The 16,457-nt window shown below is 33.8% G+C and carries 17 protein-coding genes; 12 read left to right on the top strand and 5 right to left on the bottom strand.

All coding sequences use genetic code 11. From position 1 onward, the window contains the following. Nucleotides 1–48 precede the first annotated feature (48 nt). Nucleotides 49–1,464, bottom strand: coding sequence for a sensor histidine kinase (locus STERM_RS05355; protein WP_012860549.1), 1,416 nt, complete (start codon nt 1,462–1,464; stop codon nt 49–51). Beyond that, complete coding sequence (locus tag STERM_RS05360; protein WP_012860550.1) at nt 1,448–2,113, bottom strand: response regulator transcription factor; 666 nt, start codon at nt 2,111–2,113, stop codon at nt 1,448–1,450. The genes STERM_RS05355 and STERM_RS05360 overlap by 17 nt, the downstream gene beginning before the upstream one ends. Nucleotides 2,114–2,258: 145 nt before the next feature. Between STERM_RS05360 and STERM_RS05365 the strand changes: the two genes are divergently transcribed. From STERM_RS05365 to STERM_RS05390, 6 genes are all read left to right on the top strand, one after another. After that, nucleotides 2,259–3,026: a YlmH family RNA-binding protein gene (locus tag STERM_RS05365; RefSeq protein WP_012860551.1), complete on the top strand. Its 768-nt coding sequence runs from the start codon at nt 2,259–2,261 to the stop codon at nt 3,024–3,026. A gap of 14 nt (nt 3,027–3,040) precedes the next feature. Further along, nucleotides 3,041–3,736 (top strand): hypothetical protein, encoded by a 696-nt coding sequence (locus tag STERM_RS05370; protein WP_012860552.1) that lies wholly within the window; start codon nt 3,041–3,043, stop codon nt 3,734–3,736. A 10-nt stretch (nt 3,737–3,746) separates the two neighbouring features. Next, nucleotides 3,747–3,938: a hypothetical protein gene (locus tag STERM_RS05375; protein ID WP_012860553.1), complete on the top strand. Its 192-nt coding sequence runs from the start codon at nt 3,747–3,749 to the stop codon at nt 3,936–3,938. A gap of 14 nt (nt 3,939–3,952) precedes the next feature. Then, nucleotides 3,953–5,848 carry an oligoendopeptidase F gene (pepF, locus tag STERM_RS05380; protein WP_012860554.1) on the top strand — a complete coding sequence of 632 codons (1,896 nt, stop codon included), beginning with the start codon at nt 3,953–3,955 and terminating at the stop codon, nt 5,846–5,848. Nucleotides 5,849–5,912: 64 nt separating this feature from the next. Beyond that, the gene (gene crr, locus STERM_RS05385) at nt 5,913–6,419 is read left to right on the top strand and encodes a PTS glucose transporter subunit IIA (RefSeq protein WP_012860555.1); all 507 of its coding nucleotides are present in this window, start codon (nt 5,913–5,915) and stop codon (nt 6,417–6,419) included. A gap of 204 nt (nt 6,420–6,623) precedes the next feature. After that, on the top strand, nt 6,624–7,256 hold the full coding sequence (locus tag STERM_RS05390) for a porin family protein (RefSeq protein WP_012860556.1): 633 nt from the start codon (nt 6,624–6,626) through the stop codon (nt 7,254–7,256). 153 nt (nt 7,257–7,409) lie between these two features. Here STERM_RS05390 and STERM_RS05395 read toward each other — a convergent pair whose 3' ends face one another. From STERM_RS05395 to STERM_RS05405, 3 genes are all read right to left on the bottom strand, one after another. Next, nucleotides 7,410–8,156, bottom strand: coding sequence for a type III pantothenate kinase (locus STERM_RS05395; RefSeq protein ID WP_012860557.1), 747 nt, complete (start codon nt 8,154–8,156; stop codon nt 7,410–7,412). A 70-nt stretch (nt 8,157–8,226) separates the two neighbouring features. Beyond that, nucleotides 8,227–9,060, bottom strand: coding sequence for a formamidopyrimidine-DNA glycosylase (locus STERM_RS05400; RefSeq protein ID WP_012860558.1), 834 nt, complete (start codon nt 9,058–9,060; stop codon nt 8,227–8,229). 185 nt (nt 9,061–9,245) lie between these two features. Continuing rightward, nucleotides 9,246–10,061: a sulfurtransferase gene (locus tag STERM_RS05405; RefSeq protein WP_012860559.1), complete on the bottom strand. Its 816-nt coding sequence runs from the start codon at nt 10,059–10,061 to the stop codon at nt 9,246–9,248. A 57-nt stretch (nt 10,062–10,118) separates the two neighbouring features. Here STERM_RS05405 and STERM_RS22065 point away from each other — a divergent pair, with 57 nt between their 5' ends. The 6 genes from STERM_RS22065 to hydE all read left to right on the top strand — a co-directional run bounded on the left by STERM_RS22065 (nt 10,119) and on the right by hydE (nt 16,345). Further along, on the top strand, nt 10,119–10,277 hold the full coding sequence (locus STERM_RS22065; protein WP_169305390.1) for a hypothetical protein: 159 nt from the start codon (nt 10,119–10,121) through the stop codon (nt 10,275–10,277). A 29-nt stretch (nt 10,278–10,306) separates the two neighbouring features. Then, a complete protein-coding gene (locus STERM_RS05410) occupies nt 10,307–11,077 on the top strand; it encodes an SDR family NAD(P)-dependent oxidoreductase (RefSeq protein WP_012860560.1) in 771 nt (256 codons plus the stop codon). A 13-nt stretch (nt 11,078–11,090) separates the two neighbouring features. After that, nucleotides 11,091–11,987: an alpha/beta fold hydrolase gene (locus tag STERM_RS05415; protein WP_012860561.1), complete on the top strand. Its 897-nt coding sequence runs from the start codon at nt 11,091–11,093 to the stop codon at nt 11,985–11,987. A gap of 180 nt (nt 11,988–12,167) precedes the next feature. Further along, nucleotides 12,168–13,598 (top strand): NADP-dependent glyceraldehyde-3-phosphate dehydrogenase, encoded by a 1,431-nt coding sequence (locus STERM_RS05420; RefSeq protein ID WP_012860562.1) that lies wholly within the window; start codon nt 12,168–12,170, stop codon nt 13,596–13,598. A gap of 514 nt (nt 13,599–14,112) precedes the next feature. Next, nucleotides 14,113–15,249 carry a cysteine desulfurase family protein gene (locus STERM_RS05425; RefSeq protein ID WP_012860563.1) on the top strand — a complete coding sequence of 379 codons (1,137 nt, stop codon included), beginning with the start codon at nt 14,113–14,115 and terminating at the stop codon, nt 15,247–15,249. Between the two features lies 1 nt (nt 15,250). Beyond that, a complete protein-coding gene (gene hydE, locus STERM_RS05430; protein WP_012860564.1) occupies nt 15,251–16,345 on the top strand; it encodes a [FeFe] hydrogenase H-cluster radical SAM maturase HydE in 1,095 nt (364 codons plus the stop codon). Nucleotides 16,346–16,457 lie beyond the last annotated feature (112 nt).

Consider the following 16,457-nt stretch of genomic DNA (forward strand, 5'->3'; position numbering starts at 1 on the left):
AAATCATTTTCTATAATTATGATACCATTCTAATGTGTCAGAATTATGTCAAAAAACTTTTTTTATGATAAATATAAATTTATTATTTTTTATTTCAATTTCCGGAATTAAACCATTTAATTTTAATATCATTTTTACTATGGATAAACCAAGACCATTACCGTCAATACTCTTGTCTGTGGCATTTTCACCTCTGGAAAAAGGCTCCCACAAAAGTTCTTTATCTTTAGTAAGTGCACAGTCCATAGTGTTTTCTATTTTTAATTTATTTTTATCAGAGGATATATATATTATACCATCTTCTTTTGAATATTTTAAGGCATTTTGTATAATATTATCAAAAGCTGTTTTTAACAATTTTTCTTCACCTAAAATAATAAAATCGTCTTCGGGAAAAACCCAGTTAATATCTTTTTCCAGTTCAAGAGTTTCATATTTCTCTATACTTCTTTTTATGAGATTTAATGAACTGACTTCAGTCTGATTAAGCTTTATACCTGGCGATGATAGTTTTGAAATAGTCAGAAGATTAGTAACAAGATCATTCATTTCTATACTTTCTTTTAAGATATTTCTGTAATACTTCGGCAGGCTGTCGCCTTTTATGATTCCGGATACCAGCGCCTGAGCATGGGAATTAATAACAGTAATAGGTGTTTTCAGCTCATGTGAGGCATTGGAAGCAAAAGACTTCAGGTTTTCGATAGATGATTCCAGATTTCCTGACATAGTATTTATGCTGTCGCTTAATTCACCTATTTCATCATTTCTGCTTATAGATATTTTTTCCGAAAAATCCAGAATAGAGATTTTTTTAGCTGCAAGATTCAGTTTTTCGAGATCCTTTGTTATTTTCTTTGAAAAAATACTGCCGATAACAGCGCTTATTAACAGAGCAGCAATTGTAGTGAGGATATTAAATAAAGAAATTTCACGTTTATAGTTTTTCATTGCAGTAAGTGAGCTAGATATAAGCAGTGTACTTTGGTCGGAAAGCTGTTCTTCGTAAAAAAGCAGCCTTAGTCCTGTTCTTTTCATTTCTATAATGGAGATATTGTCATAGAAAGTCTTTATTTTTCTTGAATCCTCCTTATGCATTCTTTCCATATCCTTATTCTGCATCATTCCTTTTAAAAACCGCGGAGGCTCGCTGTTATTATTCCGCATTCCGCCCCTCATTGCAGTATTTCCGCCATGTGTGTTATGAGACGGCGGTTTCATTATATCAATGTTAATTCCTTCTTTATCCTTTATATTTTCAAAAAAATCAGCAAGGTCAGTGTCATTGGCAGCTACTTTTCTTTTTACTTCACTGCTTATCTTTAATATCTGTTTTGACCTTCTGTGGATATAGAAGTTGTCCAGAAAAAAAATATTGAAAATATAATTCAGAAATACGGTAGTCAGGATAATAAAGATAGAAAAAATAAATATTTTCTGGAAAAAACTAATTTTTACTTTCATCAAACATATACCCCATTCCACGCACTGTTTTTATAAGATCTCCATAAGGAGAAAGCTTCTTTCTTGTTCTTTTTATAAGTGTGTCTACAACACGGTTATCCCCGTCAAAATCATAACCCCACACTTCATTGAGGAGCATATCTCTTGTCAGAAGTTTTCCTTTATTTTTTATTATATAATCCAGAAATAAACTTTCTTTTTTCGTAATTTCTATATTTTGTGAATCAATTATAAGTTCATAAGTCCCAAAATTAAATCTTAATGTTTCATACAGATAATAATCCTCATTTTCTATTTTAAGAAGCTTTTTTATTCTGAGGGTAAGGATTTTCAGACTGAAAGGTTTGGTAATATAATCATCAGCTCCTATGCTGAGACCTTTTAGCTCATCCAGTTCCGTGTCCCTTGCAGTCATTATTATAATAGGCTTATTGGAATCATTTCTTATTTCTTTGCATATGGTCCAGCCGTCTTTTTTCGGAAGATTTATATCCAGAAGTACCAGATCCGGATTCACTTCATAGAACATATCTATAGCGGCAGAGCCTTCGTATGCTTTGAAAATTTCAAAGTTTTCCTCAAGAAGGGTATCTTCCAGAACCTCCATAAGATTCACTTCATCTTCTACTATTAAAATCTTTTTTTTCATATAAGTACCCCTTTCTGAGATATTTACATTATATAATAATTTGGTGTCAAAATTATGACAAAATTTATATATATATTTTTATATTACCATTTATTAACAGTGAAATGAATAGTTTTTTATGGTATAATATAAAAGGTGATAAATAATGAAGAAGGAAAAATTTCTGGAGTTATTTCCCAAAGATGCAGTAAATGAAGCCAGAAAGCTGTATAATTATTTTGAAACAGCCGAGAAATACGAAATAAATATTTTTACTGAAGAGTTTTATACACCGAATTTCTGGAAAAGACTGGGTGTTAAAATAGGCAGTATGAATGTAAAAACATGCGGACTTACGGAAGTATCAGAGAGACGCCAGATATTATTTGAGAATTATGAAGATAAAGAAGCAGAATATCCCAATAAAATTCTGAATATAAAGAACCTTTCGAAATTTAAAAAACAGGAGCATAAGGATTATCTGGGGAGTCTTCTCGGACTGAATATAAAACGCGAACTTCTCGGTGATATTCTTGTTTATGAAAATGGAGCCTATGTTATAGTTTCAGAGAAAATCAGCGATTTTCTTCTGAATAATCTTGTGCAGATAGGCAGAACACCATGTGAAGTTTCTGTGACAGACGATATGAAGGAGCTGCCCGAAACTGAATTTCAGGAAATAATAATCAGAGTGAATTCAGAAAGGCTGGATTCCATAGTCTCAGAGCTTGTGAATATATCAAGAGGCAGTGCTTCCGAGGCTGTAGAATCAGGAAATATAATGCTGAACTATGTTGTGCAGAAAAGAAAAGACAAAAATGTGGATATTTCTGATATAATAACCATAAGACAGCATGGAAAGTTTATTTTTTCAAATGATTTGGGAATGACAAAAAAAGGAAAAAAGAAGCTGTTATTTAAAAAATATATTTAATCCGGAGAAATAATATGACAAAAGAACAATTCAAGAAATTTTGCAGTTTTAGGGATGAATTCAGGAAACAGACAGCATTATGGAATGAAGAGTATAACAAAGTATTGAAAGAGAAAATAGAATCTCTTTCAGGATGTGAAATAACTAACTCTTTTATTTATAATGAAAAACTGGATGAGATAAATGAAAATGACAATATAAAATATATATGGATTCAAGATAATCCCGGCTATAATGAAATGCTTCAAAACAGATATGCAGTGGGTGCCAGCGGAAAAGCAGGACAGAATTTTATGAAAAATGAAGGTCTTGCAGAAGATTTTGACAGGGAAGTTATTGTTCTTAATAAATCGCCTATTCATACCAAGGTTACTGCCGTACTGTCAAAGCTGAAAAACAGGGAAATTCAGGATGAAACGCAAAGGTATATGGCAAAAGCTATTTTTACTGTGCATAATATATTTGAATGTGATTTATGGATTTTGGGAATTTCAAATTTGAAAGGGATATTCGGAACATTTTCAAAGGATATGGAAAAATTATACAAAAATAGTGCCCTGAATAAAAAAATGTTTTTGTATTACCATTTTTCTCAGGGACAGTTTAAAAAAGCCTATAATTTGGAAGCAAATACTCTGGGGACGGATGATCCGGATAAAATTCTGGAAAGTATAGGAATTAAGAACAGAAAAAAGTATTTTGATTTTTAGGAGGAATTGTATGAGAGAAGTAAACCCAAGAAAAAATAATAGTAAAATGCTTCTTGCGAGTTTTTTATTATCGTTATTTCTGGTATTGGTTATAGCAATGATAAAAATAGCCCTGCAGGCTTTTTTGTCAGTGATATGGCTCATAATACCGTTTACTATAATTATATTCGTAATACTAAAGTCGAGAGACGAATTTTTATAGAAAAGGGAGGTATAATGAACAAGAGGCATTACAGCGTACTAATTTTACTTGTATTTTTAATATTTGGAGAGGAGATATCAATGGCAAAAGCATACGAGTCAAGAGATGAAATAGCACAGGAATATAAATGGAACCTGTCAGATATCTATAAAAACTGGGGTTTATGGAAAGAAGACTACACAAAGGCAGAGAGCATGCTGAAGGAACTCACAGAATATAAAGGAAAGCTTGAGGATAAGGATAAATTTCTGGAATTCCTTACAAAACAGGAAGAACTGGATAAATTATCATATAAACTGTACAGATATCCGCAGTTATTGAGAGATGTCAATGCATATGACAAAGATGCCACGGAAAATCTTCAGAAGGTTCAGTTTCTGTTTTCAAAGGTAACCACTGATCTGTCGTGGGTTAATTCAGAAACTATTTCAATAGGGGAAGAAAAAGTATTGGGCTGGACAAAAGAGGAAGCATTCTCAGATTACAAATTTGGTCTGGAAAATTTATTCAGACTTGAAAAGCATATACTTCCTGAGAATGAAAACAGACTTTTATCATATTATTCACAGTTTATGTCAGCTCCAAGAACTATTTACAGTGAACTGTCAGTATCAGATGTAAAATGGCCTGTGGTGGAATTATCTACAGGGGAAAAAGTGGAAGCAACATACGGGAACTACAGCAAGGTATTAAGTCAGAACAAAAATCAGGAAGACAGAAAAAAGATATTTGACGCTCATTACGGTACATTTAAGGAGAAGGAAAATACATACGCAGCAATTTATAATTCAATACTTCAGAAAGATATAGCAAGAAAAAATGCATATAATTATGATTCTTTTCTGGACAGCTTTCTTGAAGGAGACAATATACCAAAAGAGGTTTATCTTAACCTTATAAAAACAGCTAAAGAAGAATCGGCCCCTCTTAAAAGATACTCAAAATTAAGAAAAAAACTGCTGAATCTGAAAGAATATCATACTTATGACGGAAGTGTCAACTTAATAGATTTTAATAAGGAATATGACTATAAAACAGCAAAAGATCTTGTGATAAAATCGGTAGCTCCGCTGGGAGACGTATACCAGAGTAAATTAGAGGAGGCAGTAGGTCACGGCTGGCTTGATGTTTTTGAAACAAAAGGAAAAAGATCAGGAGCTTATTCGGCAGGTGTATACGGTGTTCATCCTTATATGCTTCTGAATTATAATGAAACACTCGACAGTGTATTTACACTGGGTCATGAGCTTGGGCATACGCTTCATACGCTTTATTCAAGTGAAAACCAGCCTTTTGCGACACATGATTATACGATTTTCGTAGCAGAAGTAGCATCTACATTTAATGAACGTCTTCTTCTGGATTCAATGCTGAAAGATACAAAGGATCCTAAAGAAAGAATAGCTCTTCTGGAACAGGCAATAAAAAATATAACAGGAACTTTTTATTTCCAGGCTTTACTGGCTGATTATGAATATCAGGCTCATAAGCTGGTAGATGAAGGGAAACCTGTAACACCGGAAGTATTAAACGGAATTATGAAACAGCTGTTCAAAGATTATTATGGAAATGAAATGGCAGAAGACGAGCTTTTATATTCAGTATGGGCAAGAATACCCCATTTTTATAATTCGCCGTTTTATGTATATCAATATGCTACATGCTTTGCATCTTCGGCAATTCTCTATGATAAGGTGATAAATGAAAAGAATCCTGAGAAAAGAGAAGAAGCCAGACAAAAATATATGGAGCTCCTGAGTTCGGGCGGAAATGACTTCCCGATGGAGCAGCTGAAAAAAGCAGGAGTGGATCTTGAAAAGAAAGAAACAATAAAGGCGGTAAGCAAACAGCTTAATGTTCTGCTGGATAAACTAGAAATAGAGATAAAAAACCTTGAAAAGTCTAATTGACTATTGTAAGCACTTATGATATGCTAGTAATGAAATTTAGATATAATTTTAGGAAGGTGGTAAAATGGGATTATTTAATCTGTTCAAAGGAAAAGATGATAAAAAAGATTTTGATGGTAAGATATTTGCACCATTAAACGGGAAAATAGTACCTGTGGAGGAAGTACCCGATGCAGTTTTTGCTGAAAAAATGGTTGGAGACGGGATAGCAATTGAACCAAGCGGCGGAGACCTTATTTTAGCCCCTATAGATGGTAAAGTGGAAAAAATATTTGATACTAACCATGCTTTTAGTATTGTAACAGATTCAGGAATAGAATTATTTGTTCACTTTGGGATTGACACAGTTCAGCTTGAAGGAAAAGGATTCGAAAGACTGGTAGAAGAAGGAAAAACTGTAAAAAGAGGAACACCTATTATTAAATATGATTATGAATTTTTGAAAGCAAATGCAAAAACAGTAATTACACCTGTGATAATTTCAAATATAGATGAATTCGCAGGACTTGAGAAATCATCAGGAGATGCTGTTGCAGGAGAAACAAAAGTACTAGAAGTAAAATTTAAATAATAATCTATAAGTAAATATACTCCGTTAATTAGTTAGAATAATTAAACGGAGTTTTTTTTATACAAGAAAAATTGTATTCTTCACATATAGTTCACATTGCAGTGTTATAGTATTCATGTGACTGAAAGCTATGGAGTATTTCAAAAGCGCAATTGAAAGGCGGGGGCCTGAGAGAATAAAAAAATTAAAAACGGGAGGAAAAATATGAGAAAATTTTTACTAGTAGCCGGACTATTAGCAAGCATGGCAGTATACGCAGAAGGAAATAAAGTGGAGGTAAGAGCAGGTTTTGATTTTGGTTCTACATTCCAGCATAATTATTATGATGTAAGCGAAGATGCTAAATTTTCATATGAGCTTGGTGCTGAATACAGAAGAGAATTACCTTATAATTTTGAATTAGGTGTAGGTTTGGCATATCAGGATCACGGAAAATTAAAATCAAAATCAAATTATAGAGGATCATACAGCTATACAACTGAGGGTGATTTATATGATTCAATACCTTTATACGTTACTGGAAGATACAATTTCAAAAATTCATCAGAAATAACACCATATGTTAAAGTAAATTTAGGATATTCAATTAACATGAATGACGGAACAATGAAATTAAAGTATAATGACGGTTCTGAAACTAATTTAGATGTAGATGCTAAAAATGGTTTCTATTACGGGGTAGGTGCCGGAGTGACATATAAAGGATTTGTAGCAGATTTATCATATCAGGCAAATTATTCAGATGTTGATTTTAAACAAAACGGTAGAACAGTTGAATCTTCAAGTGCTGATTTTAACAGAGTGACATTAGGATTAGGTTATACATTCGGTTTTTAATAATAAATAGTAAGAATCTGTTTTTAACAAACAGGTTCTTTTTTATAAACAGAGAAAAAGTATTACAAAAAAATATAATTATTAACAAAATAAAGCCATAAAAAAATCAAGAGCTGTACTAAAATTTATTTTTTAGCACAGCTCCTTTTATAATTAAAGATTGCTTTCATAAAGCTCAAATAATCCGGAAATAAGGAGTTCCGGTATAAAAATAACCTTAGTCCGGCATACAGGCAGAATATTCCCGGCATTTCCGCCGGTAACAATAACAGCAGTTTTTTCTGAGAGAGAATCTTCTATTCTCTGAACCATTCCGTCAAGCATTGCAGCATTGCCAAAAACAGCACCGGAAGTAATACAGTCTTTTGTATTCAGTCCCATAAGAGGGCTGGCAGCAGAAAGATCTATATCCGGCAGCTGGGCTGTATCTTTATATAAAGCATTTAGTCCCATACTTATTCCGGGAAGAATAGAGCCGCCCAGAAATTTATTTCCGCTGTCAATAACATTAATTGTAGTGGCAGTCCCAAAATCAAAAATAACAGCTGGTTCTTTGTATCTGCCGGCAGCAGCTTCACATACCGCAATACGATCACTTCCAAGCAGTTTTGTATCATAAAGAGATAAATCAAGCTTCATCTTCAAATCAGAATTTACAATAACCGGAGATAGTGAAAATATTATTTTGACAGCTTCTGTGAGATAAGGAGTCAATCCGGGGTTAACTGACGAAATAATAATTCCTTTGACTTTTTTAATATCGGTACTGTCTGTGATAATCTTTATAAAGTCTTCTTTAGATCCTATAAGCTTTGCCGGATATCTTCCAACGCTTATTTGGTTGTCTTCTTTTGTTCCAAGTACAAAATTTGTATTTCCTATACTCATTGCAATAATCATAAAAGTCCTCCGTAAAATATGCAGGTCACTACGTTTATACTGCCTGATGTTTTAAATATTTATAAATTTATTATCCTTTTAAGGGCTGGCAAACAGGACAAAAATAAATATTTCCGCCGAGATAAGCCTGTTTTGTTATAGCAGTACCGCAAACGGGACAAGGCTCTTTGTAAGTTTTGGCTGATAAAACTGTTTTATAATTTCCGTAGTTTCCGAATAGATCTTTTTCAGTATCTCGACCGCCGTTTTCAGCCATTTTCAGCAAAATTTCTTTAATATTCTGAAACAGTCTGTCTATATCAGAACTGTCAAGAAATTTTATTTTTGTTTTGGGATTAATTCCTGAAATAAATAAAATATCCTGAAGAATACCGTTTCCAAATCCGGGAATGCGCTGTTCCGTGGCAAGCAGAGCTTTTACCGACAATGTCGGCTTCGTATCAGATATTATTTTCTCAAAATAACTGATATCAAAATCTTTTGATAGAGGAGAAGGTTTTGTTTTAGCTACATGATAATAAAAATTATCGTTTTCTCCATGGGTAAATGCATGAAGTACTCCATACATCTGAACAGTACATACAATACATGAATTATCATCGAATTCCATAAGAAGCTGATGCTTTTCCGGAATTTTTTCTCCGGCAGGCAGATATCTTGCATTTACTCCGTCACCAAACAATATTCTTATATTTTCAGCAGTAATTTCAACTTGTCCGCCGATAGGTTCGATCTTTTCAATTTTTTTTCCTGAAAGCAGAGCATTGTAATTATCAGGATCATCATTAAAATAAAATGCAAATTTATGCGGAGACTGTGCAGCTTTAACATTTTTTATAACTTTATTTTTTACAGTCTGGTTTAATTGTTTTGCAAGATTAAAACTTTCTGGTATTTCCAGCATATAATCACCTCATAACAAAAAATATAAACAGTTCACAATGCTGTTGTAAATTATAAAATACAGCATTATACGTATATCAGCTAAAAAATAAGAAAATTAATTTTTTAGAGCAAGTGATCTATTTTTGAAAATTTTAAAATAAAAAGCCTTTCAAAAAGTGAAAGACTTAATATTGTCTGCATTAACTATTTCTCCACTTCGTTTTCCGGATAACTTACCCAGTCGCTATAACTTCCTGAATATAAAACAGGTTTTAGTCCGATCTCTTCAAGAAGAAGAAAATTCACACAGCCTGTTACACCGGAACCGCAGTAAACCACTATATTTTTATTAGTCAGACTTTTGAATCTGCTGTTTAATTCTTCTCTGTTCATGACAACACCATCTACAATAGCTTCTCCGTAAGGAAAATTAACTGCACCCGGAATATGACCAGGTATTCTGTCTACAGGTTCTGTCAGTCCCTGATATCTTTCGGCGGCACGTGAATCCACGAGAACAGTATCAGGATCATTTAATTTTGCTTTTACATAATTAACATCGCATAGAATATTAGTCTGTGTATCAGCAGAAAGCTTTCCTGAAACCTCAGCCTTATATTCCTTATTTGAAGTTTTGTACCCCTTTTTCTTCCATACCGGCAGACCGCCGTCAAGAACGTAAACATTTTCTTTACCTATATATTTAAAAAGCCACCACAGTCTTCCGGCACCGGCAAGGTCTCCGTCATCATAGATAACCACTTCTGTAGAATCACTGATACCGTGCTTTTCCATAGCAGAAATAAATTTTTCCACATTCGGGAGCGGATGTCTGCCGCCGTGTTCACCTATTTTGCTGCTTAATTCATTTTCGAAGTCAATAAAAACAGCGTTTTCGATATGCTCGGTATTATAGGCATTTCTTCCGTATTCCTTATCCCCAAGGCTGAAACGACAGTCCAGTATAGTATATTTATCCATATTTTCATTTAAAAAATCAGAACTTATAAGTTTGCTCATATTTACCTCCTTGTATGATATATACAAATATTTTATATCCTAAGTATATTATATTTAATGGCAATATGCAAGGCTAGTATAGCAACTGGTTCAATACTGCCGAAAAATGCTGCGGCACCTGCTGTTATTCAGTCAAAGCCGGATAAAGTGTCACGGCTGTATATGAAATTCCAAAAAGATAAATATATTTGGAAAAAAATTTTAAAAATAGTATAATTAAGTTAACAGCTGAAACGGGGTGAAATATGGAAACAGTTCTGATAACAGGTGCAAGCAGCGGAATAGGCCGGGAATTTTCGAAATTATTTGCAGAAAAAGGATACAGGCTGGTGATAACAGCCAGAAGAGAAAAAAACCTTGCAGAATTAAAAAAAATGTACCCTGAAAATAATGTAGAAGTGATTCCCTGTGATCTGGGAAGTGAAGCAGGTGCAGAGTATCTTTATAATGAAGTAAAAAAACGCAGCATAAAAGTAGATATTCTTATAAATAATGCGGGCTTTGGATTATTTGGCGAATTTTATGAAACTGATATTGAAAAAGAAAAGAAAATGATAGATCTTAATGTAAAAGCACTTGTTGAATTAAGCAAATATTTTTTACAGGAAATGCTGGAAAGAAATTCCGGCAGAATATTAAATGTAGCCTCAATAGCGGCTTTTCAGCCCGGGCCTTATATGAGTGTTTATTATGCCAGTAAAGCATTTGTACTGTCTTTTTCTGAAGCATTGAGAAATGAAGTAAGAAATACCGGAGTGTGTATTTCTGTTTTATGTCCCGGACCTGTGGAAACAGAATTTGAGAAAAGTTCAGAGCTTACTAAATCAAAGCTATTCAGTAAATTAAAACCGATTACTGCTGAAAAAGTGGCATATGCAGGATATAGAGGGCTTATGAAAAACAGGGCGGTAATAATACCGGGATTCTTTAACAGAGCAGCAATAACAGCAGGAACATTCGTACCTACAGGGATAAAAGTAAATATAGCAAGAAAAATACAGGAAAAGAAAAAATAAAACAGGAGGTATTATGCTAAAATCTTATTTTAAGTCTTTTGACGACAAAGAAATTTCGTATTTATTTTTTGAACCTAAAAGAACAGAGGTAAAAAAGAGTGTATTGATAATACACGGCATGATGGAAACGAAAGAAAGATACAGTGAATTTTCAGAATTTCTTGCAAATAACGGGTATAATGTTTTTATATTTGATCTGAGAGGGCATGGTGACTTTTCCGCTGAAGGGAAGCCTGTATATTTTGAAAAGGGTGAAAATGCATATACGATTTTAAAAGATATGGAATTTTTTATAAAAAATATTATAAAAGAAGAGCCTTTAATATTAGGGCACAGCTTTGGTTCAGTACTTACACTGAAATATGCCGAAGAGCATTCCGAAACAGATAAATTTATTCTTTCAGGCCATCCGCATATAAATGGTATCTCTTTATTTTTCGGAAAGATGTGGACAGCTTTTGAAGGAATATTCATAAAAAGAAAAAAATCTCTTTTGAACAAGACCTTTAAGTCATATAACAAGCATTTTAGACCCAATAAGACTGAATATGACTGGCTTACCAGAGATGAGGCAGAAACTGCAAGATATGCCTTAGATCCAAAATGCGGCTTTTATGCGACGCCGGGATTTTTTCACAGTTTTTTGAAGATAACGGGAGATTCTGCGAAAAATATAAAAAAAGTAAACAGTAATGCAAAGCTTCTTATATTATACGGTACAGAAGATATGGCAGCCGGTAAGGGGAAAAGTGCGGATAAACTTAAAAATAAACTGAAATCAATAGACAGAAAGATAAATATAATAGAAAACAAAAACGGAAGACACGAATCTCTTAATGAGATAAATAAATATGAGATATATGATTCAATATTGGAATGGCTGAATAAACTGTATGAAAAAAAAGTATAGAGCATATCATAAACCAAGAGAATGTTTCAGCAGGACAGCTATATAATATTTGTATATCTGCCGGAGTCTGCTAAGATAGTAGTATATACAAAATTAATAGCAGCAATACGATTATAATATTTTGCTTTCAATTATTTTTGTGATAAAATAATTTTAGAATAAAACAAACGAGGTGGAATTATGGCAGAAATAAAAGAATATAAAAATTTGATAAACGGAGAATGGAAGGAATCAAAAGAACAGATCACAATTTATTCTCCCATTGATAATAAAGAAATAGGGAAAGTACAGGCTATGACACATAAAGAAATAGATGATGCCATGGCTGCAGCTAAAGCAGCAATGAAAGCCTGGAGAGAGGTTCCTATAGTAGAAAGGGCAAAGGTCCTTTATAAAGCCGCAGAATTACTGGAAAAAAGAAAAGATGAGATAGGCGAGATTCTGGCTGAGGAAGTAGCAAAAAACCTGAAATCAGCTGTTTCTGAGGTCGTGAGAACAGCTGATCTGATAAGATATACAGCGGAAGAAGGAATAAGGGTGCACGGTGAGGTCATGAAAGGGGATACTTTTGAAGCAGCCAGTAAAAATAAACTGGCTATAATAAGAAGAGAGCCAATGGGTGTAGTACTGGCAATAGCACCTTTTAATTATCCTATAAATCTTTCTGCTTCAAAGATAGCACCAGCTCTTATAGGCGGGAATGTAGTAATATTCAAGCCGCCTACTCAGGGAGCAATAAGCGGTCTGCTGCTCACACAGGTCTTTGAGGAAGCAGGACTTCCAAAGGGAGTGCTTAACAGTGTAACTGGGAAAGGAAGTGTAATAGGTGATTATCTTATAGCACATCCGGATGTTAACTTTATTAATTTTACAGGAAGTACGGAAGTCGGCGAGAAAATAGGGGAAGTATCAGGAATGAAGCCTATTCTCCTTGAACTTGGCGGAAAGGATGCTGCTATTGTCCTTGAAGATGCTGATCTGGAAAAAGCTGCTTCTGAAATAGTAGCTGGTGCATTCAGTTATTCAGGTCAGAGATGTACTGCGATAAAGAGAGTACTGGTCGAAGAAAAAGTTGCCGATAAACTGGCAGAAATATTAGAGAAAAAAGTAAACAGTCTGTCAGTGGGGGATCCGTTCGATAATGCAGAAATAACACCGCTGATAAGCAACAAAGCTGCTGATTTTGTGGAAGAGCTGATTGATGATGCTGTAAATAAAGGTGCCAAAGTTATCAACCATCCTAAAAGAGAAGGCAATCTTATATGGCCGGGAGTATTTGACAATGTTACCCTTGATATGAGAATAGCATGGGAAGAGCCTTTCGGGCCTGTGCTTCCGATAATACGGGTAAAAGATGAAAATGAAGCAATAGAAATTAATAATAAATCGGAATATGGACTTCAGGCTGCTATTTTCACCAAGGATACTACAAGAGCTTTGGAAATAGCCGATAAGCTTGAAGTGGGAACTGTACATATGAATAATAAGACACAAAGAGGTCCTGATAATTTTCCGTTTCTTGGAATAAAGAAATCCGGTGTAGGAGTTCAAGGGATAAGATATAGTATAGAAAGCATGACAAAATTAAAATCTGTTGTTATAAATATTTAGGATTACAGATATCAATATAAAATTAGGAAATAACTGCCAAAACACCTCGTGTAAAGGCAGTTATTTTCTTTGCTGTAAATTTTATTAAAAAAACTATTGACATCGGAGCCGAAAAGGAATATGATTGGGATATAGCAAGAGAATGTAACAGGGAGTGAAGTGTAGTGAATTTTAACAAAGACAAGTTTAAGTATACCGCAAATGTCTTAATGGGAAAAGTTTTGATTGTTTTAATGTTAGTATATTTGTTCTCAAAATTAATTTTTACATCTTAAATATTTTGATTATGTATGAGACATTAAAAAAATGAAAATTTTAATAATAGACTTCTGCATAGAATCAGCGGTAAAATAAGATTTTAATATAAAAAATAAAAACAGATTTCTTTTAGAGGTCTGTTTTTTGTTATATTTGTGTACAAATGAGAAAAGATGAATTTTTTAAAAATAGAAAAATTAAATAAAATATAGTATAATGAGATAATAAATTACAAACGGAGGAGTATAACTGTAAAATGATTTATCTGGATAATGCAGCTTCTACCAGAATTCTGCCGGAAGTAATTCAGGAGTTGGTAAAAAGCTGCGAAGAATACTATGGGAATCCCTCGTCTATTCACAGTGCCGGTCAAAAAGCCAAAAAGCTTTTGGAAAACAGCAGGGAAGTAATAGCCGGTCTGTTTGGTGCTGAAGGAAAAGAAATAATTTTTACTTCCGGCGGGGCGGAAGGAAATAATCTGGTTATAAAGGGTGCTGCCGAGGCATATGCATATAAAGGAAAGCATATTATAACAACTGATATAGAACATCCGACAGTTCTGAACACTTTGTTGGATTTAGAGGAAAAAGGATATGAAATAACCTATCTTCATACTGATAAAAACGGTTTGATTAATGTGGAGGAATTAAAAGATTCACTGAGACAGGATACGATATTGGTATCAGTTATGAGTTCCAATAATGAAACAGGGGTTATTCAGCCAATAGAAGAAATAGGAAAAATATTATCCAAAACAGCTGTTTTTTTTCATGTTGATGCGGTACAAAGTATAGGGAAGGATATAATTTATCCAAAGGAATCAAGAATATCCGCCTTTACAGCAAGTGCACATAAGTTTTACGGTCCGAAAGGGGCAGGAATAGTTTTTCTGGATAAGAATTTTCTTGTAAAGAAACAGATATTCGGAGGTCATCAGGAGAGAAACCGAAGAGCAGGAACAGAAAATCTTAATTCTGTGTATGGTATGCAGAAAGCTCTGGAAATAATATACGGAAGTATTTTTCAGGAACAGATGAATGAAAAAAGACTTCATGAATATATGGAAAAGAGAATTAAGAATGAAATAAATGATGTGGTAATAAACGGGGAAGAAGCGGACAGACTGAATACAATAACGAGTCTTACCATAAGAGGATGTGACGTGCAGACTCTTCTTGTAGCACTGGATTTGAGAGGGATATGTGTAAGCGCCGGCTCTGCCTGCATGTCAGGAGCCTTTCTGGAATCTCCGGTTTTAAAGGCTATGGGATTATCAAAGGAGGATTTGAAGTCTACCATAAGAGTCAGCATAGGAAGATATAACACGATGGAGGAAATTGATTTTTTTATTGAAAATCTAAAGGAAATTGTAAAAACCGAAAGAGGCGAATAACTTGTTAGAACAGATATTGGAAAAAGAAAGTTTGACAAAAGATGATCTGATTTACTTAATGAAACTTACAAAACAGGATGATCTAAATAAATTGTATGAAAAAGCATACAGTATAAAAGAAAAGTATGTAGGCAGAAAAGCCTACTACAGAGGTCTGATAGAATTTTCAAACAGATGTGTGAAAAATTGTTATTATTGCGGAATAAGATCAGGCAATGAAAATGTGGAAAGATTCGACATGTCCGGTGATGAAATAATAAAAATGGCTAAATGGGCATATGAAAATAATTATGGTTCTGTTACACTTCAATCAGGTGAAAGACAGGATAAAAATTTTGAAAAATTCGTTAAGGATATGATTCTGGATATAAAAAAAGTGAGTGACGGCAAGTTAGGTCTTACACTTTGCCTCGGGGAACAAACAGAGGATATCTACAGAGAATGGTTTGAAGCCGGAGGGCACAGGTACCTGTTAAGAATAGAAACTACCAATGAAGAGCTTTATAAGGTGATACACCCTGATAATAACATCCACTCATTTCAAAAAAGAGTAGATTGTCTGAAAACACTGAAAAAAATCGGATATCAGGTAGGAACCGGGGTAATGATAGGACTTCCCGGACAAACAGAGGAAGATCTGGTAAATGATATTCTGTTTTTTGAGGAAATGGATATTGACATGATAGGTATGGGACCGTATGTTGTACATAAGGATACACCTCTTGGAAAAGACGTAATAAATAATGACCTAAATACAGAAGAGGAAAAATATAAAAGATTTGTATTAGGATTAAAGATGATAGCAATAACAAGGCTATACCTGAAAGATGTAAATATAGCGGCTACGACAGCACTTCAGGCTCTGAATCCTCTGGGAAGGGAACTCGGGCTGAAAGCCGGTGCCAATATATTAATGCCTATTATAACAATAGAGGAGCACAGGGAAAAATATCAGCTCTATGATAATAAACCATGTATAGATGATAATGCCGAAGAATGCAAGGCGTGTCTTACAGGCAGAGTTTCAAGCATAGGAGATATAGTAGGTTACGGCGAATGGGGAGATTCTCCTCACTTTAAAAGGAAAAATTTCTAAAAAAGAATTTTGCTAATTCATAAAAAAATCACCTTGTAATTATGTGTAAGCCTGTAATTACAAGGTGATTTTATAATATCAAAAAATAAGCCTTTTACTTATTCAAAAAAGT

This window comes from Sebaldella termitidis ATCC 33386 (genome assembly GCF_000024405.1).
GTDB classification, from domain to species: Bacteria; Fusobacteriota; Fusobacteriia; order Fusobacteriales; family Leptotrichiaceae; genus Sebaldella; species Sebaldella termitidis.